22 protein-coding genes are annotated in these 26,138 nt (G+C 69.4%); 8 read left to right on the forward strand and 14 right to left on the reverse strand.

Annotated elements, in window-relative coordinates:
* Nucleotides 1-901, forward strand: a 901-nt coding sequence (locus D7Y15_RS30615; protein WP_233605141.1) for a TonB C-terminal domain-containing protein, incomplete at its 5' end; no start/stop codon positions are given.
* 1 nt (nt 902) lies between these two features.
* Here the strand turns inward: D7Y15_RS30615 and D7Y15_RS30620 are convergent.
* Complete coding sequence (locus D7Y15_RS30620; protein WP_158629142.1) at nt 903-2,402, reverse strand: amidase; 1,500 nt, start codon at nt 2,400-2,402, stop codon at nt 903-905.
* Nucleotides 2,403-2,471: 69 nt separating this feature from the next.
* A complete protein-coding gene (locus tag D7Y15_RS30625; RefSeq protein WP_121754780.1) occupies nt 2,472-3,209 on the reverse strand; it encodes a murein L,D-transpeptidase family protein in 738 nt (245 codons plus the stop codon).
* 296 nt (nt 3,210-3,505) lie between these two features.
* Between D7Y15_RS30625 and D7Y15_RS30630 the strand changes: the two genes are divergently transcribed.
* Nucleotides 3,506-5,938 (forward strand): RIO1 family regulatory kinase/ATPase, encoded by a 2,433-nt coding sequence (locus D7Y15_RS30630; protein ID WP_121754781.1) that lies wholly within the window; start codon nt 3,506-3,508, stop codon nt 5,936-5,938.
* 269 nt (nt 5,939-6,207) lie between these two features.
* On the opposite strand, the gene D7Y15_RS30635 is transcribed toward D7Y15_RS30630, so the two are convergent.
* From D7Y15_RS30635 to D7Y15_RS30650, 4 genes are all read right to left on the reverse strand, one after another.
* A complete protein-coding gene (locus D7Y15_RS30635; RefSeq protein WP_120581544.1) occupies nt 6,208-7,098 on the reverse strand; it encodes an alpha-ketoglutarate-dependent dioxygenase AlkB in 891 nt (296 codons plus the stop codon).
* Nucleotides 7,099-7,110: 12 nt separating this feature from the next.
* The gene (deoD, locus tag D7Y15_RS30640; protein WP_121754782.1) at nt 7,111-7,824 is read right to left on the reverse strand and encodes a purine-nucleoside phosphorylase; all 714 of its coding nucleotides are present in this window, start codon (nt 7,822-7,824) and stop codon (nt 7,111-7,113) included.
* 15 nt (nt 7,825-7,839) lie between these two features.
* The gene (locus D7Y15_RS30645) at nt 7,840-9,240 is read right to left on the reverse strand and encodes a LysM peptidoglycan-binding domain-containing protein (RefSeq protein ID WP_121754783.1); all 1,401 of its coding nucleotides are present in this window, start codon (nt 9,238-9,240) and stop codon (nt 7,840-7,842) included.
* A gap of 85 nt (nt 9,241-9,325) precedes the next feature.
* Nucleotides 9,326-9,796: a putative toxin-antitoxin system toxin component, PIN family gene (locus tag D7Y15_RS30650; RefSeq protein ID WP_121754794.1), complete on the reverse strand. Its 471-nt coding sequence runs from the start codon at nt 9,794-9,796 to the stop codon at nt 9,326-9,328.
* 166 nt (nt 9,797-9,962) lie between these two features.
* Between D7Y15_RS30650 and D7Y15_RS30655 the strand changes: the two genes are divergently transcribed.
* Together D7Y15_RS30655 and D7Y15_RS30660 are read left to right on the forward strand one after the other, a co-directional pair.
* Complete coding sequence (locus D7Y15_RS30655; protein ID WP_121754784.1) at nt 9,963-10,577, forward strand: CAP domain-containing protein; 615 nt, start codon at nt 9,963-9,965, stop codon at nt 10,575-10,577.
* A 37-nt stretch (nt 10,578-10,614) separates the two neighbouring features.
* Complete coding sequence (locus D7Y15_RS30660; protein ID WP_121754785.1) at nt 10,615-11,805, forward strand: cysteine desulfurase-like protein; 1,191 nt, start codon at nt 10,615-10,617, stop codon at nt 11,803-11,805.
* 50 nt (nt 11,806-11,855) lie between these two features.
* On the opposite strand, the gene D7Y15_RS30665 is transcribed toward D7Y15_RS30660, so the two are convergent.
* From D7Y15_RS30665 to D7Y15_RS30695, 7 genes are all read right to left on the reverse strand, one after another.
* Nucleotides 11,856-15,971 (reverse strand): HEAT repeat domain-containing protein, encoded by a 4,116-nt coding sequence (locus tag D7Y15_RS30665; protein WP_158629143.1) that lies wholly within the window; start codon nt 15,969-15,971, stop codon nt 11,856-11,858.
* 1 nt (nt 15,972) lies between these two features.
* Nucleotides 15,973-16,377: a hypothetical protein gene (locus tag D7Y15_RS30670; protein WP_121754787.1), complete on the reverse strand. Its 405-nt coding sequence runs from the start codon at nt 16,375-16,377 to the stop codon at nt 15,973-15,975.
* Nucleotides 16,378-16,395: 18 nt separating this feature from the next.
* Entirely contained in the window at nt 16,396-17,280 is an 885-nt protein-coding gene (locus D7Y15_RS30675) for a DMT family transporter (protein WP_121754788.1), read from the reverse strand.
* Between the two features lie 210 nt (nt 17,281-17,490).
* Nucleotides 17,491-18,171, reverse strand: coding sequence for a TVP38/TMEM64 family protein (locus D7Y15_RS30680; RefSeq protein ID WP_121754789.1), 681 nt, complete (start codon nt 18,169-18,171; stop codon nt 17,491-17,493).
* Nucleotides 18,168-18,830, reverse strand: coding sequence for a hypothetical protein (locus D7Y15_RS30685; protein ID WP_121754790.1), 663 nt, complete (start codon nt 18,828-18,830; stop codon nt 18,168-18,170). The genes D7Y15_RS30680 and D7Y15_RS30685 overlap by 4 nt, the downstream gene beginning before the upstream one ends.
* Nucleotides 18,827-19,396 carry a TetR/AcrR family transcriptional regulator gene (locus D7Y15_RS30690; protein ID WP_172814906.1) on the reverse strand — a complete coding sequence of 190 codons (570 nt, stop codon included), beginning with the start codon at nt 19,394-19,396 and terminating at the stop codon, nt 18,827-18,829. The genes D7Y15_RS30685 and D7Y15_RS30690 overlap by 4 nt, the downstream gene beginning before the upstream one ends.
* A 31-nt stretch (nt 19,397-19,427) precedes the next feature.
* The gene (locus D7Y15_RS30695; RefSeq protein WP_148712907.1) at nt 19,428-20,990 is read right to left on the reverse strand and encodes a DUF4153 domain-containing protein; all 1,563 of its coding nucleotides are present in this window, start codon (nt 20,988-20,990) and stop codon (nt 19,428-19,430) included.
* Between the two features lie 300 nt (nt 20,991-21,290).
* Between D7Y15_RS30695 and D7Y15_RS30700 the strand changes: the two genes are divergently transcribed.
* A complete protein-coding gene (locus tag D7Y15_RS30700) occupies nt 21,291-22,292 on the forward strand; it encodes an endonuclease/exonuclease/phosphatase family protein (RefSeq protein WP_120580882.1) in 1,002 nt (333 codons plus the stop codon).
* 241 nt (nt 22,293-22,533) lie between these two features.
* Nucleotides 22,534-23,583, forward strand: a complete 1,050-nt coding sequence (locus D7Y15_RS30705; protein WP_120580883.1) for a GNAT family N-acetyltransferase — start codon at nt 22,534-22,536, stop codon at nt 23,581-23,583.
* Here D7Y15_RS30705 and D7Y15_RS30710 read toward each other — a convergent pair.
* Complete coding sequence (locus D7Y15_RS30710; protein ID WP_121754792.1) at nt 23,567-24,691, reverse strand: hypothetical protein; 1,125 nt, start codon at nt 24,689-24,691, stop codon at nt 23,567-23,569. The genes D7Y15_RS30705 and D7Y15_RS30710 overlap by 17 nt on opposite strands.
* A gap of 87 nt (nt 24,692-24,778) precedes the next feature.
* On the opposite strand from D7Y15_RS30710, the gene D7Y15_RS30715 reads away from it, so the two are divergent.
* On the forward strand, nt 24,779-25,312 hold the full coding sequence (locus D7Y15_RS30715; RefSeq protein WP_126935615.1) for a hypothetical protein: 534 nt from the start codon (nt 24,779-24,781) through the stop codon (nt 25,310-25,312).
* 84 nt (nt 25,313-25,396) lie between these two features.
* Nucleotides 25,397-26,138, forward strand: a 742-nt coding sequence (locus D7Y15_RS30720; RefSeq protein ID WP_121754796.1) for an APC family permease, incomplete at its 3' end; no start/stop codon positions are given.

Raw genomic sequence — 26,138 nt, forward strand, 5'->3', positions numbered from 1 at the left:
CCCGGGTGCCCTTCCCCCGAACCTGCTCCCCTCCCCCGGCTCGAGCAAGGGGGTCATCATCACGACGCCGGAGAACTCCCGGGGCGGAGGCCGCACGCTGCGCCCCGGCGACCCGAGCCTGTCCGCCGAATCCCTCGCCGCCGAGGAACATGCGCGAGTGTCGGAGCGCGTGCAGGGCATCGTCGACGAACGCCGCGCGCGAGACCGCGTGGACACCGGCCGCATCCATCCCTACTTCGGCCAGCTGCGCGCCCAGTTGGAGAAGCAGATGGACGCCCCGCCCCTCTTCGACATGCCCAGCTTCCCCAAGCAGCTGATGTACTCCTACGCGGAGAAGGCCCGGCAGTTCGGCGCCACCGGCTCCCCCGGGAGCATGCCCGGGCCTCGCAAGCCCCCCAAGCCGGGCGAGCTCCTCGCGAAGCGCGCCCGCGACGAGCCCGGCTACAACCGCCTGCGCGGCCTCTCCCAGGCGGGCGAGGAGCTCCAGGACTTCGCCCACGGCGTCAGCACCACGAAGCTCACCGTCACGCTGGAGCTGCTCCAGGGCCCGGACGGCCTCCTGCGCGAGGTGAAGCTCATCAGCCGCAGCGGCAACCGCGCCTACGACGACTACGTGCTCCAGGCCGTCCCGCCCGCGCTGGGGAAGTCCGCCGCGCCGCCCCCGGACGCGATGGGCGTGCACACGGACGGCATCCGCAGCGTCTGGGCCGTGGAGGGCCGCGTCGTCTACGTGCGCAAGGTCAGCGAGATGAAGAAGGGCGCGGACAACATCTACCTCGCCGCACTGACCGCCGCGGGACTGCTCGCCGGCAACTTCGATGAGACCACCGGCGAGGTCTACGTCATCGACGTGCGCAACCCGCACTTCGAATGCCGCTCGCGCCTGCTGCGCGTCTACTGACTCAGGGCGTGAACGCCGCGGGCCACCGCACGCCCCCGCCCAGGGGCAGGAGCGCCTCCGCCACGTCGAGCAGCGCCCCGTCCGTCCACCGCCGCCCCACCAGCTGCGCCCCCACCGGCAGGCCCGCCGACGTGAGCCCCAGCGGGAAGACCACGACAGGGCTCCCCGTCGCGTTGAACAGGCAGGTGAACCCGCCAAAGGCCTCCAGGTAGTCGCGAGGCACGCCGTCCACGTCCAACGGCGCCCCGAACGGCATGTGCGGCGGCGCGGCCGTCATCGCCACCGGCACGAGCCACGCGTCCCAGCCGGACAGGAAGTCCTCCAACAGGCCGATGTGCACGTCCCGCCGGCTGAGCGCCGTGCCGTAGCCCGTCATGTCCACGCGCGTGCCCTGCACGATGGCCTTCGCCAGCAGGTCCCGCTCGAAGGGGAGGAACTGCTGCTGATAGCCCTCGCGCACGGGCGGAGGCAGGGGCGCGCCCACCTCGGCGCCCTCCGTCAGCCCCCACACCTCCACCAGGTCCGTGAAGTCCTGCCCCGGAGGCACGGCCTGCTCCACCACGACGCCCTCCGCGCGGGCGGCGGCGGTGAAGCGCTGGAACAGCTCACGCGTCTCGCGGTCGGCCTGGAACGGCCCCAGCGTGTCCGCCCACGCCAGCCGCAAGCCCTTCAGCGCCCGGGGCTTCGCGGCGCCCACCGGCGCGACGGGCGGCACCTCCGGGGCGCGCGGATCCGCGCCCTCGATGACGGACAGGATGAGCCGCACGTCCGCCACCGAGCGCGCCAGCGGCCCCGCGCACGCCATGTGGCGCACGTGGCGCGGCCCGTCCGGCGGGTCCGGGATGTGGCCGAAGGTGGAGACGCGGTGCTCCGTGGGCTTGATGCCCACGACGCCGCAGTAGGCCGCCGGCTGCCGGATGGAGCCGCCAATGTCGCTGCCCACCTCGAACGGCGTGAGCCCCGCCGCCACCGCCGCCGCCGCGCCACCACTGGAGCCGCCCGGCGTGTGCCCCAGGTCATGCGGGTTGTTCGTCCGGCCCCAGAGCGGCCCGTCCGTCTGGAAGTCCCCCGCGAACGGCGGCAGGTTCGTCTTGCCGAAGAGGATGGCCCCCGCCGCCTTGAGCCGGGCCACCACGGTCGCGTCATGCGCGGGCACGTACTCCGCGAGGGCCGGGTGGGCGGACGTCGTGCGCAGGCCCCCGGTGCTGAACGCGTCCTTCACCGTGAAGGGCACGCCGTGCAGCGGGCCCCACAGCTCGCCCCGGGCAAGCGCCGCGTCCGCCTCTTCCGCCCGCTTCCGGGCCTGCGCCTCGTCCCACGTCACGACGGCATTGAGCGCGGGGTTGTGTGCTCGCGCGCGGGCGAGGAAGGCGTCCAGCACCTCCACCGCGGTGACGTGACGCTCGCGCAGGGCGGCCGCCAGCTCCGTCGTCGTGAGGGAGACGAGCGCGCGTGCGCCCCCGGCGGTTCCAGCCCCCTGAAGCGGGACAGATGACTTCATGTGCGTGCACTCCCCCTGAGGCCGGCCCCGGCGGCACGGCCCTCCCATGCCCAGGGTTCTACCAACTCCTCAGCGCGCCCGGGCGCGCGGAGCCGGCGACACCACGTAGGCGGACGCGGAGTCATCCACCTTCACTTTCGGTGGACGCCGGGACTCCTCGAAGAGGCGGTAGCCCGGCTCCAGGCCGCGCCAGAAGGCCTTCCGCGCGTCGGTGACACCGGACAGGGCCTCCAGCGCCGCGAGCCCCGCCGCGTCCAGCCGCCGTGGGAACACGTGCACCGGCACGTCGCGGCGCATGCTCGCGCGGGCCTCGGACACCATGACGTACAGCTCCTCGATGGGGCCGTCCTCGATGGCCAGGCAGCCGATGCTCACGCAGTCGCCGTGGATGTAGATGTCGCCCCCGGGCTTCGCGGCGCCCAGCTTGCGGTCCAGCGCGTTCGGGTAGCTCACCCGCATGGACAGGTGGTACGCGCTCTTCGGGTTGAAGAGGTCCACCGTATAGAAGCCCTCCGGGACCTGCAGGTCGCCCTGGGCCCGCTTGGGACCCACGTCGCCGGAGGCCGCGCAGACGGGGAAGGTGCGCACCTTCACCAGCGGCTGGCCCGGCTTGCCCGCCCAGACCTCCAGCTCGCGCTCGACCTTGAAGGCCCGCAGGTAGAGCTCCTCCGGCGGCCAGGACAGCCCCGCCTCCTTGAACGTCTGGACGAGACCGGCCGTCTGGCGCTTGCGGGCCGCCGCGACCCGGTCTTCCGCGTGGGCGCACAGCGAGGCCAACAGGACACCCCACGCGAGCAGGACCTTCATGGGCGGAATGCTCCTTTCGTGAAAACGGTTTGACGCCGGGCGGCCGTCAATCCGGTCCCTGGGCAGGGGTGGGCGGAGAACAGGCTACAGGCACGGGGGCACCCCTGGCCCCCTGCTTCCCAAGCTGCTAGCAAGCGGTACGTGGGCTTTCTGGATGACGTTCAGCGTAACGGCGATGGAAACCAGGGCCTGCCCGGTGTTCTCATCTCCAACGTGCATCATGGCGAGCAGGGGCCGCCGGTGTGCGCATCGACTGTTGCTCCCCGCCCCGTGCCGTTCCGGCCTTTTGCTTAAGAATGAATGACTCCCTCGAAACCCTCCTCGCCGACGGCATCATCGACGCCGTCATCGGCCAGCTGAAGACGGGGAAGGAGGCGGAGGTGTGGCTCGTCCAGCACGCCGGCCAGGTTGTCGCAGCGAAGCTGTACAAGGAGCGCCACGAGCGCAACTTCCGCAACAACTCCGGCTACAAGGAAGGCCGCGAGGTGCGCAACTCGCGCACGCGCCGCGCCATGGAGAAGGGCAGCCGCTTCGGGCAGGCCGCCGCGGAAGAGGCGTGGAAGAACGCGGAAGCGGACTCGCTCTACAAGCTGCACGCACAAGGCGTGCGCGTGCCCACGCCGGTGCTGTTCTACGAGGGCATCCTCCTCATGGAGCTGGTGCGGGACGCGGAAGGACAGCCCGCGCCCCGGCTGGTGGAGGCTCCGCCCCAGACGCCCGAGGAGGCCGAGGCCCTCTACCTGGACCTGCGCGCCCAGGTGGTTCGCACCCTGTGCGCGGACCTCATTCATGGGGACCTGTCGCCCTACAACATCCTGATGAGCGGGTCCGGCCCGACCATCATCGACTTTCCGCAGACGGTGGCGGCGGCGCGCAACAGCCAGGCGGAGTTCTACTTCCGCCGCGACCTGGACAACGTGCGGGAGTTCCTGGCGGGCTTTTCGTCCCGGCTGGGGGGTCGCGCGGGTGACACGGGCGAAATCTGGAACGCGTATGTGCGGCGCGAACTGACGCCGGAGTACGTGCCGTCGGGCGCGTTCCGCGAGGCGCCGCGCCGGCAGGGAGGCGCGGGCCGTCAGTCCTCCCGGCAGGAGCGGTTCCTCCAGCAGGAGGAGGCCCGGCGCAACGAGGTCCCTCCGGCGCCCGTGGCGGCCGTGGAGGAAGGGCTCAGCGAGGAAGAGGCGGAGCTGCGCGCGCTGGAGGCGCTGGTGCTGCGCCAGGGTGGCGGCGAGCGTGGGCGTCCCGTCGTCACGGCGAGCCCGCGCGATGGGCGTCGGCGCGGTGGGTTTGGTGGCAAGCCGCCGCCGCGTACCGGCAATGCGCCGAGGCCCGGGAACGGTGGGCCGCAGCAGAACGCGGGAGCGCGTCCGGCGCAGGGCGGTGGCAACAACCGGCCCAACGGCAACAACGGGCGTCAGCAGCAGGGAGGGCCGCGCAACGGCGCTCCGGCGCAGGGCGCGAATGCCCCGGTGGCGCAGGCTGCGAATGCTCCGGCGGCGCAGGGCGATGCGCGCGTGAACGGCCGGCCGCAGCAGGGAGGGCCGCGCAACGGCAATCCGCGCAACGAGCCGCGCCGCGATGGACGTCCGCCGCGCTCGCCCAACGGCGAGGCGCGCATGAACGGCCAGCCGTCTGGCGAGAACGCTCAGGCGTCGCAGCAGAACAGCCGGCCCCCGCGCATGAATGGCCAGCCGTCTGCCGAGAACGGTCAGGCACCGCAACAGAACAGCCGGCCGCCGCGCATGAACGGGCAGCCAGCTGGCGAGAACGGTCAGGCGCCACAGCAGAACAGCCGGCCCCCGCGCATGAACGGGCAGCCGTCTGGCGAGAACGGCCAGGCGCCACAGCAGAACAGCCGGCCGCCGCGCATGAACAAGCAGTCGTCCGGCGAGAACGGCCGACAGCCGCGCATGAACGGGCAGCCAGCTGGTGAGAACGGTCAGGCGCCACAGCAGAACAGCCGGCCGCCGCGCATGAACGGGCAGCCAGTTGGTGAGAACGGTCAGGCGCCACAGCAGAACAGCCGGCCGCCGCGCATGAACGGGCAGCCAGTTGGTGAGAACGGCCAGGCACCGCAGCAGAACGGCCGACCGCCGCGCATGAATGGGCAGCCAGCTGGTGAGAACGGCCAGGCACCGCAGCAGAACGGCCGGCAGCCGCGCATGAACGGCCAGCCGATTGGCGAGAACGGTCAGGCGTCGCAGCAGAACGGCCGGCCTCCGCGCATGAATGGCAGGTCTCGTGGCGGTGAGTCGGGCCTGAAGGGTCCGTCGCGCCAGAACGGTCAGCCGGATAGCGGCGAGGCTGCTGTGAACGGCCAGCCGCACGGCGGCGAGGCTGCGGTGAACGGTCAGGCGCAACAGCCGAACGGCAACGGCCGGCCGCCGCGCAACGAGTGGCGCGCGAATGGTCGTCCGCAGCAGAACGGCGAGCCGCGCCAGGAGGGTCCGGGAGCGCAGTCGCGCATGAACGGACGGCCTCCGCGCAACAACGGTTCCTTCCAGGGCGGCGACCCGCAGCAGAACGGCGAGCCGCGCCAGACTGGCCGGGGCCCGGGCTCGGGTCCCCGCGAGGCGCGTGGCAACCTGCCCAACAACGGTCCTCGGATGCCCCGTCAGGGCCCGGAGCGCGGCGCGGGACGTTCGTCCCGGGGTTCCGCGCCCCAGGTGAGCTACGTGGGCCGTCCGCCCGCGGCCTCGTCCTCGAACCCCGAGACAGGCTCCTCCTAGCCTTCGGTCAGGGGAGCGCCCTACCAGGCCTCCCCGCCGCCAGCGCACCGTGAAAACCTGTCCGACTGTCGGACAGGTTTGGACGACCGAGAGGCCAGCCGCGTCACCCGCCGTGGTCGAGAGTTCCGGCGCCAGCCGGACCGCGGAAACCTGGCCGACTGTCGGACAAGTTTGGAGGACGCGAGGTCGGCCCCGCCGCCAGCGCACCGCGGAAACCTGCCCGACTGTCGGACAGGTTTTGAACCGCGCCGGCCGGAGGGTGCCGCGCCCTACTCCGCCTTTGTCGGCGGCTGTTCGCGCGCCAGTTCCTCACGGAAGAACCGGCTGCCCTTCGCGAGCGTCTCCATGTACGGGCGCACGTCCTCGCGGGCCTCCGGGCTCAGCGCCGCGAACGGCGTCACGTGCGCGTCCGGCACGTAGCGGAACGTCAGGTTGATGCGCCGCGTGCGGAAGTCCGGCAGCTCCGGCGGCATCACGTGCCCCGCGCGCGTGTCCACCCGCTGCACCCGGTGGAACGTCTGCTCCTTCCACTGCGCCCCGCCAAAGAGCTGCAGCGCTCCGTCATCCAGCCACTGCTCCAGCACCACCGCGTCCCGCTCGCCGGGCCGCGTGGACGTGACGAACTGGATGAGCGCGCGCTCGCCCAACGACAGCGACGCCACCGGGCCGGGCTCGAAGTCCTTGTGCTCGCCCACGCGCGCGGTGTCCACCCAGCGCCCGTCCTCCAACCGGTTGCCGTAGAAGTTCACCAGGCACGTGTTGAGGTGCCAGCCCTGCGGCATGTCCGGGCCCCGGAACATCCGCCGCGCCAGCGCCTCCACCTTTTCAATCTGCCGCTCCAGCACCGCCGGGAACGGCTCCGCTTTCACGCAGCGGTTCTGCACGCCCTTCGGGGGCCGGTAGTAGTCCAGGCACGCGAACTGCCAGTTGCCCAGCCAGTACACCGGCCTGAGCAACCGCCGCTGCTGCTGGCCTTCCGGCGGCGGGAAGTGCTTCGAAAAGCGCTCCTCCCACAGCGGATGCAGCGTCCCCAGCCACGCCAATATCTCCGTGCGGTCCGCCGAGTTCAGGAAGCTCGCGTTGTAGTGGTGGCCCGGCGTGCGCTGCGCGGCCTTGCGCGCCAGCGGGGAACCCGGGCCCCTGCGGGGAGGCAAGGCCATGCGCTCAGGTCCTCACGCCTCGGAGGCGGCCACGTCCAACGCCAGTTCGATCATCTCGTCGAACGTCGTCTGACGGTCCTCCGGCGACAGGTGCTCGCCGGTGCGGATGTGGTCCGACACGGTGAGCAGGGACAGCGCCCGCGCGCCGAACTCCGCGGCCACGCCGTACAGGCCGGCGATCTCCATCTCCACCGCCAGGATGCCCATCTTCTCCAGCGTCGCGTTGAGCGCTTCCTGCGGGTGGTAGAAGAGGTCGGACGTGAAGACGTTGCCCACGCGCACCGGCTTGTTGCGCTTCTCCGCCGCCTCCACCGCGCGCCGGGCCAGCGTGAAGTCCGCCACCGCCGGGAAGTCGTGCCCCATCACGCGCATGCGGTTCACGTTGGAGTCCGTGCCCGCGCCCATCGCCACGATGACGTCGCGCAGCTTCACGTCCGTGCGCAGCGCGCCGCAGCTGCCCACGCGGATGAGCACCTTCGCGCCGTAGTTCTTCACCAGCTCCGTCGCGTAGATGGAGATGGAGGGCACGCCCATGCCGTGCCCCATCACCGACAGCCGCTTGCCCCGGAAGGTGCCGGTGAAGCCCAGCATGTTGCGCACCGACGTGACGGAGCGCGCGTTCTCCAGGAAGCGCTCGGAGATGTAGCGCGCCCGAAGGGGGTCGCCCGGCATGAGGATCACTTCAGCGAAGTCACCGGGAGACGCGGAGATGTGCGGAGTTGCCATGGAAGCAGAAGCCTTTCAGCGCCCGGTCGACAGACCGGAGGGAACACCCGTGGGAACGGCCACCGGCGTCGGTGCCGGCGCGGCGGGAGTGCACGGGTTGGGCAGCTTGCCCGAAGCCGCGGGCTCCGTGTTCACCAAAGCGGGGGCCTCCGCCTGGGGAGGCATCCGGCGCGGAGGCAGCTGCACCGGCGGGGGGATGGGGCAGTGCGTGCACGGGCCCTTCAGCGGAATCACCAGCCGCCGGCCAATGCTCAGGAACGTGTTGCGCATCCGGTTGGCCTTCTTGATGGCCACCACGCTGGAGTTGTGACGCATCGCAATGCCGCCCAGCGTGTCCCCGTTGCGCACCTTGTACATCATGAGGTTCTGGTCCGGCTGGAGCGCCAGCAGCGGCGCCACCCGGCGGCCCAGCTCCTGCGCGCGTCCGTTGAAGAAGCGCACGTGGAAGTGGTCGCGATGCCGGCGCGCGTGCTTGATGAGCGAGTTGAAGCCCGCGTTGAACAGCGAATCCAGCCACACCTTGTCCTCGCCAATGGACAGCGCGTAGTCGTACAGGACCTTCATCACGCGCTTGTCCACGAGGATCATCTGCACGTCGGTGTTCACCACCAGCGAGCGCACCAGCGCCCAGTTCATGGCCACGTCGATGTAGCGCTCCCGCTCGCGCTCACGCACCGGCTCCGCGGTCGGGTAGTAGAAGCCCAGGTCGACGTCGCGACCGTTCTGGTGGCTCTTGTGCGGGCGCAGGTAGCCGCCGTCCTTGGTGGACAGGCGGTTGACGCGCAGCGTGGGCACGTTCGGGTACTGCGCGCGCACGGCGCGGATGGCGGCGGCGACGTAGTCCACCGTCTCCTGAGTGCCGTAGGCAATGTCCGGAGACACCACGAGCCAATCCTTGTCATCCGGCACGCGCACGCTGTTGATCTGCCGGCCGCTCTCCACGAAGCCGATGGACATGGAGCCCAGCATGGCCGGGTCCTTCTTCCACGCCTCGGTGAGCGCCTCCTCGGACAGGTCGGCGGTGTACAGCGGCCCCGCGGGCGCGGCGGGCGCGAGCGGCGCCTGCATCTCGCCTTCCTCGCTCACGCCTTCGTCATCCGTGGCCGCGGTGGCCTCGTCGTCCTCGTCCTCCGCGTCCACGGGGCAGGGGTTCTCCCGCATGGCGGCGTCGGTGACGACGGCGGCGACCTCCGCCGGGGAAGGCATCGCGACGGGGGCACCGGACGCGCTCACGGTGGGGGGGGCCTGGGGCTCGGCCGCGGCCGGAGCCTGCGCGGGCGGCGTCGCGGCCGGCGTCTCCACGGGCGGCGTCGCGGGCGAGGCCTGGACCGGGGCCGGAGCGGGCGCCGGGACGGGGGTGACGACACGCGCGGCGCAGCCGGCGCAGAACAGGAGGATCAGGAGTGAGGAACGCACCGGGCCGGAGGATGACCCGAGATGCCCGGGTCACCAAGCGCGGAGCGCGATTTTGACTGCGCGTGCGCACTCCTGCCTGCCTGCTTCAAGCGCTCCGTACGAAGCCTTCCGCCTCGAGCACCTGCGAGGCACGGCGAGGCGAGAGCACGTCGAAGGGCAGCCGCCGTCCACCGCCCATGGACAGCACGCGCTGGTCCTTGCTCACCAGCCATGAAGCCCCCGAGCGTGCCGTCAGTTCCAGGAACTTCTGATCATCCCGGTCCCGGCACGGCGGCAGTTCCACCGGTGAACCCTCACCGTCCGCCACGCGCACGAGCGCGCCGTACGCGTCGCGCACCGTCCGCTGCGCATCCGCCGTCAGCTTGAACGAGGGATAGGCGAGCACCAGCGCCAGCTCCTTCAGCGTGTGCCGGTCCGCCCACGCCGTCAGCGCGCCCGAACGCAGCGCCTGCGCCAACGGCCGCGTGAAGACGTCATCAAAGATGAACACGTCCAGCACCACATTGGTGTCCAGCACCACGGAACGAATGGCAGGCGCAGCGGAAGGCGTCTTCACGATGCAGGAACTTTCCGTCACCAACACCGCTGACACAACCCTGTCCTTTCACGCGTTGATCACAATGCACGGAGGGTCCATGGCCAAAACCAGGAATAGCCGACAAGAATGCATCTCGATGCCCCCCCCCTCCCCTGACCGGTCCCCGCCGGTGAAAGGTCTGTCCATGAAGCCCTCGTCCCGTTCGCTGTGTCTGACGTTGCTGAGCGCCACTGTCCTGCTGGGCGGCTGTGGAGGCGAGGAGGCGCCCACGCCGCAGGGCGAAGGTGTCGTGGTGCCGCCGGTCCAGACGGAGGTCGCCGGCAACGGGCTGAGCGCGAGCGCCGCGTATTGCGACGACGTGACGACGTGGGACCCGGCCTGGGTGACGTTCGAGACGGACGTGCTCACGCTCATCAACCAGCGCCGCGCCGCGGGCGCCACCTGTGGCGGCGTGGTGAAGCCCGCGGTGGGGGCGCTCACGACCAATGACAAGCTTCGCTGTGCGGCGCGCAAGCACTCCAAGGACATGGGCACGAACAACTTCTTCAGCCACACGGGCTCCAACGGCTCCACGCCGTGGCAGCGCATGGGGTCCGCGGGCTACAGCTACCGGACGGCGGCGGAGAACATCGCCGCGGGCTACGGCACCGCGCAGGCGGTGGTGGACGGCTGGATGGCCAGCACCGGGCACTGCAACAACATCATGAACGGGGCGCTGAAGCAGTCGGGCATCGGCTACTACAACGCGCCGTCCAGCACGTACCGCGCGTACTGGACGCAGGACTTCGGCACGCCGTAGTTCCGCCTGAAGGTCGGAGGGCTATGCTTCGCGTCCCATGCCCTCCCCCTTCGCCGAGCACTTCCCCGCCCTGCGGTCCGGCTTCAGCTACCTGGACAACGCGGCGGGGGCGCAGGTGCCCACGCACTGTATCGACGCCATCCATCAATTCCTCTCGGGTGGAAGCTGCAACGTGGGCCAGCCCTACCCCGCCTCCCGCGTGGCCACCGCGCTCAAGGCCCGGGCGCGCGAGGAGACGGCGGAGTTCCTGAACTGCCGGCCCGACGAGGTGATGCTCGGGCCCAGCGCCACCGCGCTCACCTTCCAGGTGGGCCGTGCCGTCTCACGCCTCTTCCAGGCGGGAGACGAGGTGGTCATCTCCGAGCTGGAGCACGAATCCAACGCGGCCCCGTGGCGCGCGCTGGAGGCGCAGGGCGTGAAGGTGACAACCTGGCGCGCGAGCTGGCCGGAGGGACGGCTGGAGGCCTCCGAGTTGCGCAAGCTCGTCACGCCGCGCACGCGGCTGGTGGCGCTGTCAGCGGCGGCGAACTCCGTGGGCGCGACGCCGGACCTGGCCGCGGCGGCGGAGGTGGCGCACGGCGTGGGTGCGTGGCTGTTCGTGGACGCGGTGCACTCCAGCCCGCATCACCTGCCGGACGTGCGTGCGTGGGGCGCGGACTTCGCGGTGTTCTCTCCGTACAAGGTCTTCGGTCCGCACCTGGGTTGTCTGTTCGTGCGGCGCGAGCTGCTCGCGGGGCTTCCGGCGGACAAGCTGTGGTTCATGCCGGATGACGGTCCGCAGAAGTTCGAGCCGGGCACGGCGAACCACGAAGGCTGGGCTGGATGGTTGGGCTCGCTGCGCTACCTGCGTGACGTGCTGGGCGGTGGCCAGCCGGGACGTGAGGGATTGACGCGAGCCTTCCAGCGTATCGCGCAACTGGAACAGCCGCTGCTGGAGGCCGCGCTGGAGCAGTTGTCCCGTCATCCGCGCGTGCAGCTCTACGGGCCGAAGACGTCCGCCGGGCGCGTGGCCACCTTCTGCTTCAACGTGACCGGCCTGTCGCCGCGCGCCGTGGCCGAGCACCTGCCGGAACAGGGCGTGGGCGTCGCGGCGGGGCACTACTACGCGACGATGGCGGCCCAGGCGCTGGGGCTCATGCCGGACGGCGCTGTGCGCGCGTCGTTGCTCCACTACAACACGGCGGAGGACGTGGGGCGGCTGCTCGCGGCGCAGGATTCGCTTCCCTGATGCCGGGAGACCCGATCCGTCGTCCATGAGTCCTGAGCCGCGCCCATGCATCAGGATTCGGGCTCGGCCCTCAAACGAGGGTGGGCCTCGATACTGGCCACGAACGCCTGTCCATGACGGAGCTGCCCACCCCAAAGGATGGCATTGGCCCAACCGCCCCCCACTTCCCAGAGTTCGGCGAACCAGGCATGGAGACTGGCATGAGCGCTCCATCGACGGGCCCAGACCTCGGCCGCAGCCTGCTCTCCGCTTCGAGACCAGGCGAGGAAGTGTTCGATCCCTTCGTGCTGGCGTAGCACCTGCTCGGCCGCGTCGGATGGAGCAGCAGCCGTCAATGCGGCCCCCAGCAATGCGAGCACAGCCCGCTCCCAACGCGGCTCGCAGGATTCCAGGATCCGAGCCGTTTCGGCGTGCGCGCCCACCATCCCGAGCACCAATATGGCGCATCCCGTGGAATAAGATTCGGCGCCCATGGCCTCCCGCGCGAGGGGGACAATCGCGACGACCTCGCGGTTTTGCGGGTATCGAGGCAAGTGAATGCTGAGCGCTTGCACGAGCAACAAGCAGAGGCGCGTGGCGGATGAGCGCGTCAGCCCGGTGACGCCGTGAATGGCGGATGAAATCGTGGCGGCGACCCGCGGGTCGTCGAGCTTCATGAGCGTCGCCAATACGGTCTTGTGGACCTCTGGATCCGTGTTGGCATCCAACCCGTCCGCCACGAAGCGCAAGAGTTCGTCGATGACTGCTGGAGGATGGGGCTTCCATTCCGCAAGGGCTTTGGCGGCGGCCCGAGCAATCCCATGTTCGACGTGCTCCTCCACCCCGGGACCGTTGTCGTGAGAATCCCGAAGCAATTCGACAAGGGCGTTGCGCCCCAAGTCCCAATGCTCTCGGGCCATCACCCCGACGAAGGCCTTCCGGACGAAGGAGCTCTCATCGTGAGCATGACGGAGAAGGGCTTGCTGCTCTTCCGGCGAGGCACTTGAGGGGAAGGCACGAACGACAGCCTCCCGAACCCTGGCCTCGACGTCGGACAAGGTCCGGAGAAGGAGGCCGCGTGCATCGGACGAAGAATCCTTTGCAAGCGCCCGGACGGCTTTTATGCGAACCCTGGGGTCACCGCTGGCCAAGGCCTGCGCTGCTTCCGTGACCACGGACTCTCCTGACACCGCCAGGGTCAGCAGACTGGCCTGTCCGAGCTTTCCTTCAGGGCGCTGTGCCCATTGACGCAGTCGCGCGCAGTCTTCAGACGAAAGCCGCGGCACCGCGTGAAGCCCCTTTTTGTCCGAGGCCGTGCGCACGCACTGCTTCACGAGTGTGGCCAGAGGGACACCCATGGCCGCGCTCAGCTCCTCACGATAGGGCTTCATTTTATCGTTGGACCAGGACGCAAGCTCCTCGGCAGCCATGACGACGAACGCCCTGCGCTCCTCGGACCACCCCAGGCTCCGTTCGCGAAGAGCAGCCCCAAGCTCCGGCGCCGGAATGAGACCCGACAATGCGCCGAGACAACTCCCGATCCCCTTCTGCGGGACGGTGCCGAGAGCATCCACCATGCGAGGGGCAAAGATTGCGAACTGATGCTCCGCGATGATGCGCCAGGCGTCGTCGGAGGACACCTCCTCTCCAACATCGAGGAATGCTTCGACTTCCGCCACCCCTGGCGGAGGATTTCCCTCGCGCATGGCATCCGCCCATCGCCCGTACAGGCGACTTCTCCGGGGATGGGTGAGAATCCACGCATGGCCTTCTCGCCGCCGCCGAGCCACCACCCAGCCATCCAGCGCGGTGTAGGCGGCCTCATGGGCAGTGCCATCTCCAATCAAGAGATAGTCGGCGTACGCAGCATCCAGTACCCCCTGATTGGCCTTTCGATACAATTCGCCAGGCGCGTCTCCCTCCGGTGGCTTTTCCAATGCCATCAGGATCCTGTCTAGAAGCGCCTCATAGTCAGGCGCCGGTCCACTCAGCGCGCCCTGGACCAGTTCACCGACGGCATGGCCGCCAGCCTCAAGGGAATCATGGAGGCTCTGCGAATACACCTGACTCAGGTCCCATCCGAAACGCGAAGTCCACTCCTCGAACCCGCTCTCGTGCAGCGCGAGGCCTACCGTCCAGGGCCAGAAGTGGATGTAACGCTCCAGGATCCGCCGCGTGTCGGAAGACGCCTGGATGAGCTCATAGGTCGAGGGTTGCCAGTCTGGAGGGACCCATCTGAGTTCCCACCAGCCCGCATCCGCTGGCCTGGGAGGGTGCAGGAGGGCATCGAGCAAGAGCGCGATCGGCCCGCCTTCTGGCGCCCATCGGCGCGTCGCGTGCAACACCTCCACGAAGTTTCCGAACGGGGTTCGCAGCACTTCATCGATAAGATGTTGCTGGATGCGGGTGGAGACCTCGTCGGGAAGGGAGGCACGTCTCGCATCGGGAAGACGGTCTGCGATCTCATAAGCCGCGTGGACCTCTTCCTTGCCACACAGTTGTTCCAGCAACTCCCCCATGAGGTGGTCGGCCTCATCCGGAAGGCTGTCCAGGAACCGTCCCAGCCCCGTCACCGTCGTGGGGTGGGCACTCAGGCGCATGTCATTCCGCCGCAACCATCCAGCCTCAACCAGCCAATCCACGAGCCTCTGGATGGGAAACGGCTTCTGGGGTTGGCGCTGCAGACGTTGCGCGCGCATTCGCACGTTCCCGAAGTCACAGGCCGCGCTCACGCAGAGCTGTGTCCATAGGAACATGGCCGGGCCCTGAGCCCAGCCCAACCCTCGAACCTCGCGCTCGAGCGTTCCGGACAACTCGCCCACTTCGGCGTCATGCAGGAGCTTCTCAAGGTCCAACTCGGGGTGTCGCGGCGCTGCGATCACGGCAGAGACAAAGCGATCAATGGAAAGGGGGACCTTCAATGTCTCGAGGATCTCTTCACGATGCTTCCGGACAAACTGTCGCCGACCCACTGACTGAAGGGCTCGCGACTTTCGGGCCAGGATTCGCTGCCGGGCCGCCGTGTCGTAGCTCTCGTAGTCGAGCGTCGCGCTCGCCCTCTCTACTTCGGGCGGGACGCGCCCACCATAGACGTCTCCCAGCAGGCCCATGCGGGTGGCGACAAGAATCTTATGGGCAGTCCCGGAGACTCGTCGGAACAGGGTTGGCAACTGCGTGGCCCAGCCCTTCTCCGGAGTTCGCGCATCCTGTCCCCAGGGATCATCCACGCGGAACAGGAATGGGCCACCCTGGCCAAGGCGTTGCAGGATTTCTCCTGGCGAATCCGCGTAGACCACCTCGAAAGGAGGCGAGGCCATCCGCAGCTTGAATGCGAGCATGTCCCCGACCAGGGTCTTCCCTGCGCCTGGAGGCCCTTTCAGAAGCAACCCGTTTCCCTTCGCCAGCCGCTCCTCGAACTGGTCGTAGCCTTGAGGAGGCACGAAGTCATCCATGTCCGCGGTTCGCGTGGGTGAGCCTCCCAGACGGCGCAGTCGCTCAAGGATGTCGTCTCGCGTCCATTGTAATGGACCATCCCCGATGAGCTTTGCATGCACGTCTTGCTTCAACAGCATCAAGGCTTCATCGAAACGTGTCGCCGGGACAAACAGCGCGACGTCTGGGCTCTCGAACAATCGACGAATGCGCGTCGCGAGTTCTCCGTGCGTCAGCAACTCCATGATGCCAATGCGGGATGCAATCTCCTCGGTGGAGGCGCCTTCGGGGACGTCGAGTATTGCCTTCGGAACCTTCCTCGGGAGGCTCTCCAGACGGGGAACGACAAAATCCCTTGAGTCTGAAGCGAACTGGCCGTTGGTGATCAGCACGTAACGCAGCGAGGGATCCGCGGCGAGCTGCTCCACCGGAACAGGGGACCTCTTGCGCGCGGGAGCTGTATCTGAGGGAGGGGGCGCCTCGACGATCTTCCGGAAAGCGGCCTTTCCCGTCCAGGCGCTCCCTCGATACTTGATTTGAAACAGGATGCGCGCTGAATCGAAGCGAATATTGGAGGAAGCGTCCTCGACAGGGACGGCTTCAAGGTCCGCATGTGGCGCGGGTTCGATGACGACATACGGCACCTGGCGCTCAAAGATGAGATGAAGCGCGAGCCAGACCGTCGCCACTTCCTGATAGTCGTAACCCTTCAGGGCGGCCAGGCCGCCAGTCTCCTTGGATGTATTCGCGTCCATATCAAGGGTTCTTCGGCGCTGAGCCCTGGTCACGGCGCAGCAGCAACCATCCAGCCGCGATGATTTCGCAGACACCGCCGAGGACGAGGCACCAGAGAGCAACCTCCATGACGCCATCGTTTTCGCCGCTGAGGAGCGGCTCGCTCAAGCCCATCCCCAGCACCACCGTCCCCAGGCCCGCGAGGAGCCCCAGGATGGGGGAATACCTGCGCTGACGGCCGGTGACGTTGAGGAAGAGCAGCACGAATCCCGCGATGAGCCCCAGCACCACGACGACGGCCCCCAGGAAGAAGACCGGCCCCGGGCCGTCATCATTCCCCCGGGCCCATGCCGGGGAAGCGAACAGGACGCTGGCCATGCCGAGCATCCAGGAGAGGCGCACCTTCATCGCGGAGAGACATCGCATCCACGAAACCCTACCACCTCACGCCTCCACGGGCGGAGGAGGCCGCTTCGCCGTCAGCGTCGCTCCCGCGGATGCAACGCTCACCAGCCCGACCGCCATCCATTGCAGGGGCGTGAGCTGCTCGCGCAGGAACAGCCACCCCACCACCGTGGCCACCCCGGGCTCCAGGCTCATCAGGATGCCAAAGGTGCGGCTGGAGAGCTGGCCCAGCGCCATCATCTCCAGCGTGTACGGCAGCGCGCTGGACAACAGCGCCACGCCCACGCCCGCGGCGAAGAGCCCCGGCGTCATCCGCTCCAGGTGTCCCTCGCTCAGCATGAAGGGCAGCACCGTCAGCATGGCCACCACCATGCCCGCCGCCACGCCCTGCCCTTCCGGCACTCGGCGCGACAGCCTTCCTCCCGCCAGGATGTAGAGCGCCCAGCACGCCCCCGCCGTCAGCGCCAGCACCACGCCCAGCGGATCCAACCCGCCGGGGGTCGCCGTCCACGGCGTAATCAATACGATGCCCGTCGCCGCGAAGAGCACCCACACGAAGTCCAACGCCTTGCGCGAACCCACCACCGCGAGCACGAAGGGCCCCACGAACTCCAGCGTCACCGCGAGCCCCAGCGGGATGCGCGCGATGGCCAGGTAGTACGTGAGGTTCATCACGCCCAGCGCCACGCCATACGGAACGACGGCCGCCCACTGCGCCCGCGTGTAACGCAACAGCGGCGGGCGGAAGTAGGCCAGCAACATCACCGACGCCAGCACCAGCCGCAGGCCCGCGGCCCCCACCGCGCCCAGCACCGGGAAGAGCCCCTTCGCGAGCGCGGCGCCCCCCTGCACGCTCACCACGGCGATGAGGACCGCGGGAATGGGAGGCAGGGCTGAAACACGGCGTCCGGCGACTTCGCTCATGGCGCGGCAATCTAGCCAGGATGCCGCACGGATTCACCGGCTCACACCATGTGGTGAGAGTGCTCCCGAATGCGGAAGGGGCGACCTACCGTTCCCGCCGAGAGAGGCTGTTCCCAGGCCGGCCACGGCATCGGAGCAGGGTTGCTCGCTCGGCCCTTCACCGGCGCCTTCAAGGTCGCGCCAGCGTTGTTCACCAGGATGGGAAGTGCTTCAGGCTTTCCGTAGGCGGTGTCCTCGCTCGCAGGCCCGGGCAAGCGCGGCGAAGAGAAGCGAGGCGACGAGCAGGCCTCCGAGGATGGGCCACGCGCCGGGTTGCATCCGCCCTGACGCGTCGAACATCTCGTTGCCGAGGTAGCTCACGAGGAGCAGCGGAGGCACGTAGCCCACCAGCGAGCCCCAGAAGTGGGTCCAGAACCCCACCTTCGAGACGCCAAGGAACCCGTGGAGCACCTGCGGCATCCAGAGAACCAATCGAAGCACCACGACGGTCTGGAAGGCGCGCTTCTCCAGTGCGTCGTCGTACTTACGGAACCGCGCGGGAATGCGCGCCGAAACCCAATCCTTCGCCACGAAGCGCGCGAACGAGAAACCGACCACGCTCGCGGACATCGTCCCGATCATCGAAAGCGCGAAGGCGGTCTGCCACGGCCAGATCAACGGTGCCGCGACGATGAAGATCGTCCCAGGGACCCCGAACGGCTGGAGCACCGTGTACGCGACGATGAACGCGAGGTAGCCCCATATCCCCATCTCGATGAGCGTGTGGGCCAGGGCCTTCGGCTCTGAGAGCCATGCGAAGACGTCGAAGTACCAGGCGCCCGCGAGCGTGAGGAGCACCAGCGCGACGACGCCAGGCCTCGCGACTCGCAGCGAGCGAGTCGTCGCGCTCATGCGCCAACCCTGTTGATGTCGGCCGACTCGAGGATGAAGCGATCGGCCTTCCCCTCGACGACACGGAGCATCGCGCGGCCGAGGATTTCGGAAGTGGTGAACATGGACGGGAAGACCCGGATGAAGAACGGAATGACCGGGTTGAGGGGCCTCATCAGGACCACTCCGACCTGATAGGCCCGCGTGCGGCTCCGGATCCCGGGCCCCGCCCGGATGAATGCAGGGCGGACGGCGCCGGCATGCCGGAACGGCATCGACTTCAGCGCACCCTCCACGCGCTGCCGGACGCGCGCCCACATCGAGCGCCCGCCGGCGCCCCCCGCGGAGCAGTAGCAAAAGGAGAGTCCGGGGTTGAGCCGGAGGAGCGCGCGCGCCCAGACAAGCGTCAGCTCCTCGGTCAATCGGGCGTAGGCCGCCTCGTCGAGTCCCATCGAGCTGATGCCAATCGCCCAGATGCAGGCGTCGTAGCCAACGAGCTGGTCCTCGATGGCGGCGAACTCGAAGAGATCGTTCAGCAACAGCTCGCGCAGCTTCGGATGCTCGACGCCACACGGCTGCCGCCCGATGCTCAGCACGGCTTCGACATCAGGCGCACTGAGCGCTTCGCGCAGGGCGCCCGCGCCAACCATTCCGGTCGCACCGAAGATGATGACTTTCATTTCCGCCTCCCCTTCTCCTTCGCGGGAGGGGCGAAGCGCGCCGCGAGGAGCTCTGTTCGTTTCTCCAGCACCGCCGTCTTGGGCTCGTCCGCGAGGAGACCGTCGAGCGCGAGGAGGAAGACCTCGGCGCTCGCCTCATCGCCCAGGATGGAGGCCACGCACCGCAGCGCGACCTTGCGATGGAGCGCATCGGTCTCGGGATCGATCCGCTCGCAGGCCGCGAGGAACTCGCCGCCCATCGGCGTACCGGCCATCTCCGCCCAGGGCTCGATCACCATCACGCGGCATACGTCGAGCAAGCGCTCATTCGGCGTGCGGTCCGGTGCCTTCGCCGCCTGCATCGCCGCGGGATGCAGCGAAACCAGCCAGTCCACGAAGACAGCCTTGAAGATGTCTTCCTTGTCCTTGAAGACCCGGTAGAGGAGCGTGCGCGAGAGGTGCGCCCGCTTGGCGATGTCCTCGAACGACGTCTTCGCGAAGCCGAAGTTGAGGAAACACCACCGCGCGGCGAGCAGGATCTTCGCTCGGCGCGCGGCGGTCTCGTCTTCCGTCATCGTCGTCACCATGCGGACACTGTGACAACGGGCGCATTTTTTGTCAATTTGACACGTCAGGACCGGGCGCGCTCCAGGCTCCTGACCGCAGCAGCGCACGGCGGGCGAGGAAGCGGGAGACATTCCACTCCGGGACGGAGTCCCCCTGCTCCAACCGCTCCTGCTGCTCCTTCAGGACGGTCGCCAGCCGCCCCTGGTACTCCACCCCGATGGTGGCTTCGACCTGGACCAGCCCCGGCACGGCGTCCGCGGACAGGTCGTAGAACATTTCGGTGTCCAACGAACCGGTGCGCGCGTACCGCTCCAGGTTGTGGCGGACGATGAAGGCCTCCGGGTTGAGGAAGTTGAGCACGAGGACCGAACCCAGGGCCGTGGCGAACGCGCCCACCGCGAAGCGCTCCGGCTTCCACCACAGCGTCACCGCGCGCCAGGCCAGCGCCGCGCCCAACGCCACCATGAAGACGTGCGTGTGCACGCGCAGCAGCGTGTAGCCGAACGCGTCCTCGTACAGCGACAGGCGCCGCATCGCCGAGGAGAGGATGATCAACGTCAGCACCACCATCAACGACGTGCTCGCGCGGAAGACGGTCTGCGCCACGCGCGTCTCGCGCCGCGTCCAGCGCGTCAGGGCCATCACCAGCGCCAGCGTCAGCGAGGCGACGACCACCAGCTCGAAGAAGCCGCGCCGCGCGTACTCCGCGAAGGTGTAGCCGGAAGCGGGGGACGACGCGTCGCCGACGAACAGGTACGCCACCTGGAAGGCCGCGAAGACGAAGAACAGCGCGTTCACGGCGAAGATGAGCGTGAGCGCCTCGATGAGCCCCAGGCGCGGCGTGGCGGACGTCACCTCCGCGTCCCCCAGCTCCTTCGTGGCGCGGCGGCGCAGCGCATGCCCCAGCACGCCCGCCGCGACGCTCGCGCCGAACGCCACGCCGAGGCCACGCGACATCATCGTGCCCAGGTCCATGTCGAACGACAGGAGCCGCTGCATGGTGGAGGAGAAGATGCCGTCCGCGGACTCCAACAGCAGCCCGAACACGAACAGCACCGGCAGCGCCAGCAGCAGGCCTCGCGTCAGCGCCCCCAGGAGGCGCGAGTGGGTCTTGAGCCCCCGCATGTCCACGCTGTCCCGGACGAGCACCGGCGGGTAGAGCAGGCTCTGCGCGGCGGAGCCGAAGAAGACGACGATGTAGTCGGTGAGCCCCAGCCGCTCCACGCGACCCGCGGCCCAGAAGTGCGACAGCATCATCAGGAGCACGGCCGCGGTCATCACGTTGAGCGGCAGGAGCCAGGAGCTGTCCCGCACCGCCACGAAGACGCTGACCAGCCCCAGCGGCGCCAGCAGCCACGCATTGGGCCGCGCGCGCTGCCAGCCTTCGCGTCCGCCCAGCCACGCGAGCGCGCCCACCAGGGCCGCCACCAGCAACGGGAAGCCCAGGCCCCAGCGCGCCCTTTCGAGCAGGACCTCCGCGAGCACACCCACGGTCAGCGACGCCGCCAGCGTCCGGCGAGGGGCGCGCACCCAGGGCAGCAGCGGCCGGGCCGGGGCCGCGACGGAGGGAGCGGGAGAAGGAGGAAGCGGAGACAGGGGAACGGACGGGTTCATGGCGTCGGCACCTCGCGGGCGCGTCGGCACCCGGAACAACGCCAGGATGCTCACGCCCGGCGGCACGGCTGGGGACCTCGGGGGCGAGCGGTCGCGGAGCCACGCTGAACGGCGCCGCCCCTCCCGTGGCCGGTCGGCACGGCCCGGGCCCGGAGCGACGGGCCATTCCCACCCGGGGTCCGCATCACAGGTACCGGGAGTCCGCGCCCTGGACGAAGCCGCGAGCCGCGCCGCGTCGACGGACACTCCGGGCCGGTCCGCGCGGCGTCCGGGAAGGCCCGATGTTAGGTTGCCGCCCCGATGTCACCCCCGCCGCGGCTCCCCTTCCGCTTCCGTCCCCGCTCGACCCTGGCCCTGTGGGGCCTGGTGCTCGCCTTCGCGGGCTGTGACGGCTCCTCTTCCCAAAACCTGCCGGTTCCGGACGCGGGAGCCTGCGTCCAGGGCAACTGCCCGCAGCCCGACAGCGGAACGCCGGTGGATCCGTCCGGCACCCGCGTGCGCATCGCGGCGTTCAACGTGCATCGCCTCTTCGACACCCTCTGCGACACGGGCGCCTGCGGCGGCACCAACTACGAGGAGCTGCCCACGCCGGAGGAGTTCGAGGCACAGGTGGGCCAGCTCGGCCCGGCCATCACCGCGCTCAACGCGGACATCGTGATGCTGGAAGAGGTCGAAACGCAGAACTCGCTGGATGGGCTGCTGAAGAAGGTCCCGCAGTTCCCCCACTCGCACCTCGGGGAGACCTACACCAAGGCCTCCGTGGACGTGGCGGTCCTCTCGCGCCACGCCATCACGGAAGTGCGCAGCCACCGGAGCCAATACATCTACAGGCCAGATGGTTCCGCCACCCGCTTCTCGCGCGACCTGCTCGAGGTCCACGTGGACGTGGACGGGACGCGGGTCATCGTCTTCGCGGCGCACTTCCGCTCCAAGGTGGACGATGATCCGGGCCGCCGCATGGCGGAGGCCAATGCCGCGCGGGAGATCCTCCTCGCATCGGCGAGGGAGTTCCCTGACGCGATGATCGTGCTCGGCGGAGACCTCAACGACATCCCCGGCTCGGAGCCCATCAACGCCCTGGACCAGGCCCTGCTGCGCGTCGCGAAGGACCGGCCGGACAACGAGACCTGGACGTATTTCTATTCCGGCAGGGGCCAGGCCATCGACCACCTCTACCTCGCGCCCAACGGGGGCGGCGTCTATGTGCCGGGCTCCTTCCGAGTGGCCCGCGGGCCCACCGGCGGCTACGGCGGCTCCGACCACGGCGCGGTGTACGCGGACTTCGCGCTCACCCCTCCCTGACGCGCGCGGGACGGCGAGCCCCGCACACTCCCCCGCCCTGTCAGCGCGGTGCCTGTGGACCACCGCACGAGGAAGGCCTCGCATTGACGGGGCAATGACAGCCAGGGAGGAGCCGGGCTCGGCGGCCGATTTCCAGCCCGGCCCCCCTCCCTACCTTCCATGCCATGAAAGCAAGCTCATGGCGCATGCGTGCGACACGCCACCCTCGGGCGCTCTGGCATCCCGTCCTGGAGGGCAGGCCATGATTGAGGTGCGCACCTTCGAAGGTGACGCCTCCGAGGCGTCCTGGTTCCTCAACCGCGTCTGGCAATCCACCTACGGCAAGACAGCCCCGCTCCCCGTCTGGGACTCGCGCTTCTGCGACTGGCGGCTGTTCCGCGGCGGCCAGGCGCCACGCGACTACCTGCTGGCGGCGTACGAGGGGAAGACGTTGGTGGGCACCCTCTTCGCGGAGCCCGCGAGGCTGCGCCTGGGACGCGTGGAAGTGGACGGCAGCTATGGACTGCGGGCCACCGTCACGAACTCCCATCGAGGACAGGGCATTGGCGCGAAGCTCGCGCACGAACTGCTCCGGCGGCACCAGGACCGGGCGGCGCGGCTCACCCTGGGCTTCACGACCACGGAGCCCCGTCCGCCCGGCTTCTGGCGGCGCACGTGGAACACGCGCCTCTTCGGGGGCCTGGGGATGTGGATGTATGCCTTTGATGCGCGAGCGCTCGCCCGCTGGTCCTTCACGGACAACGAGCGGAGGCTGTTCACGCTGGCGCATCCCTTCCTGCGGCACCGCTTCCGGGAGGCGGACCGTCAGGACATTCGCCCCTACCAGCCAGCGGACCTGAACCGCTGCACGGCGCTGGTCCACGACATGCTGCGCCCGGTGACGCTGGGATACACGTACACGACCGAGCAGCTGGCGGCCCAGCTCCAGTACCGCGACGTGCCCCGGACCTTCGTGCTGGAGCAGGACGGCGAGGTGCGCGGGCTGGTGAGCTCGCACAGCCTGTTGATGACGGGCGTGGGAGAGCTCACCGCGGAGGTGGTGGACCTGATGGCCTTCCACGCCTCCGTGTCCACCGAGGACCGGCAGCGGCTGCTCCAGGTGGCCATGCAGGACATGGAGCGCCGGGGCGTGGCATTCGCGGGCATGTTGCGCGGACCCGGCACTTCCGCGTGTCTGTTGTTGCGCTCGGGCTGGGTGCCGCTGCCCCGCCGCGCGAAGGTGACGTGCCTGATGCCCACCTGCGACATGGACCTGCCCGCCGACCCGTGCGTCTTCACGCACCTGCGCTGACGCGCGAGCCCTGCACCTTGCGGAACAGCCACACGGCAAGGCTGGCCACGGTCCGCACGCCCCGGCCCGCGCAGACGCATAGCGCGGGGATGACGAGCAGCAGGTACTGCGGCCACTTGGTGTTCCACAGCAGCAGGAACACCAGGCCCACGACGGCGGCCACCGCCCACACGGGCCGCTCGCGCCACGTCCGGGGCAGGCCCAGCACCGCCAGCGGCAACAGCGCCCGTGCGTTGAAGTGCGTGAGGTAGATGCCCGGGTCGGAGCCCGACAGCCACGTGTCCGTGAGGAACACGAGCGGCTGGTACCAGGGCAGCCCAGCGCGGCGCACGTGCTCGTTGTGGGAGTAGTTCCAGTGGAAGGTGATGGACTCCCACAGCGACGCGAACGGAGACGCCCACAGGGCAGGGTTCACCAGGATGAACACCGCCGCCGTGGACACGACGATGGCGGCCCACGGGCGCCACCGCGTGCGCGCGCCCGATATCAGGAACGGCAGGAACGTGAGCCCGCCCACCAGGCCATACGGATACTTCCCCGCCGCGGCGAGCCCCAGCAGCGCGCCGGACACCGCCGTCCATCCCGGCGCGAAGCCCCTTCGCCGGGCGCGTTCGAACGCGAGCAGCGCGAGCACCGCGAGCAGCCCCGGCACCGCCTCCAGGTACGCCTGGGACGTGTACTTCGTGTGGTACGGGTCCCACGCGAGCAGGAGCGCGCCCAACGGGTCCACGAGGGCGACGATCCCCACCTGGAGCACCCCGGCCACCGCGGACAGGCCTCGCGTCACGTTGAACGCGGGGCGAGCTGCGTCCGGGATGGGCCGGCCCATGGGGACGTCCCGCCAGTCCGGCTCCGGAGCGTCCGTCACGCGCACGGCTTCGGCGAAGAGCAGCTTCACCAGCGGCGGGTGTTCGAAGTTCTCCCGGAGCGCGCCGATGTCGCCCCAGCGGCCCTCATCCAGCATCCCGGCGTAGGTGAAGGCGATGGGCAGGTAGACCGCCTCGTCGAAGTCCTGGCCCAGCCGTTCGACTGCTCGGGAGCGCTGCCAGACGGCGACCACGATGGCGACGAGTGCGACGAGGAGGGCCAGCAGGCGCGTGCGGGACACGCGGCACGGATATCACGAACGTGCGGCCCGCCGAGCAGCCGGGGCATGGCCCTGGTGACGCGCGGCCCGACGCCCCAGCTTTGGAGCATGAGAATCGCTCGCATCCTCACCGTTGCCGCCCTGCTCGCGGGCGGATCCGCCGTGGCGAAGAAGAACGACACCGTGGAGCTGCGGACGCCCCGGACGACCGTGCGTGCGAACGTCGACGCGCAGGGCCTCCAGGGTCCGGACCTGAAGCTCCAGTTGTCGGACAACGCGCTGAAGGGCCAGGCCTTCCAGCGCCCCGTGGACCTGAAGCTGTCGGAGCGGCGCATCGAGGGCACGGTGGGAGAGAAACCCGTGGACCTCACCGTGGCCGAGCGTCCGGACGTGGTGGAGATGATGGGCACCTTCGCGGGCGAGCCCTCGTCGCTGACGCTCAGCCCGGACGCGCTGATGGGGTCGGTGGGGCCGTGCGGCTACAACCTCATCATCGAGCGGGACCGCAAGCACTACCGGGGCACGCGCGCCTGCGGCGATCAGCGGGAGAACGACGTGTTCGTCTCCATCCCAAAGTCCCTGGAGCGGGAGTCCGCGACCGGGCGCATGGCGGCGCTGAGCGTGCTGCTCGCCCATCCGTGAGCACGGCGATGGTGCGCGGGGCGCGGGTGTAGTGAAGTCCACGCCGTGTCCACCCTTCCCTCCGGCGTCGCGCCCGAGCGCACCATCGGGCCCTTCCAACTGCTGGCCCTGGGCGTCAACGGCATCGTGGGCGTCGGCATCTTCTTCGCACCCGCGGAGGTCGCTGCGCAGGCGCCCGGTCTGGGCGCGGTGTGGGCCTTCGCGCTGACGGGGCTGGCGCTGGTGCCCGTGGCGTTCGCGTTCGCGGTGCTCGGCCGGCGGTTCGACTCGGATGGCGGGCCCGTGGTGTTCGCGAGGGCGGCGTTCGGCGAACGCGTGTCGTTCCTCGTCGGCTGGGTGGCCTACGTCAGCGCCTTCCTGAGCACGTCCGCGGTGATGGCGGGCCTGGCGCGAGCGGTGGCGCCATCGGTGGGCCTGGGCGGGCCCATGGGCGAGCGGCTGCTGGCCTCCGCGCTGGTGACAGGCCTGGCGGCGCTGGTGGCGTCGGGCATTCGAGTATCGGCACGGACCTGGACGGCGCTCACGGTGCTGAAGCTCGTGCCGCTGGCGGTGCTGCTGGGTGCGTTCGTCTTCCTGCCTGACAGGGATGTGCCGCCACCGCTGCCCGCCACGGGAGCGTCCTGGCTGAAGGCGGGCCTGACGGTGATGTTCGCCTACCAGGGCTTCGAAATCGTCCCGGTCATCGCGGGACAGGTGCGCGCGTCCGAGCGCACGGTGCCCATGGCGACAGTGGGCTCGCTGCTGCTGGCGATGCTGCTGTACGTGGGGCTCGTGTGGGCGTGCGTCGCGGCGCTGCCGGCTCTGGCGAGTGCGTCCGCGCCCCTGG

Origin of the sequence: Corallococcus sp. AB030 (assembly GCF_003668965.1) — a bacterium.
Taxonomy (GTDB): domain Bacteria; phylum Myxococcota; class Myxococcia; order Myxococcales; family Myxococcaceae; genus Corallococcus; species Corallococcus exiguus.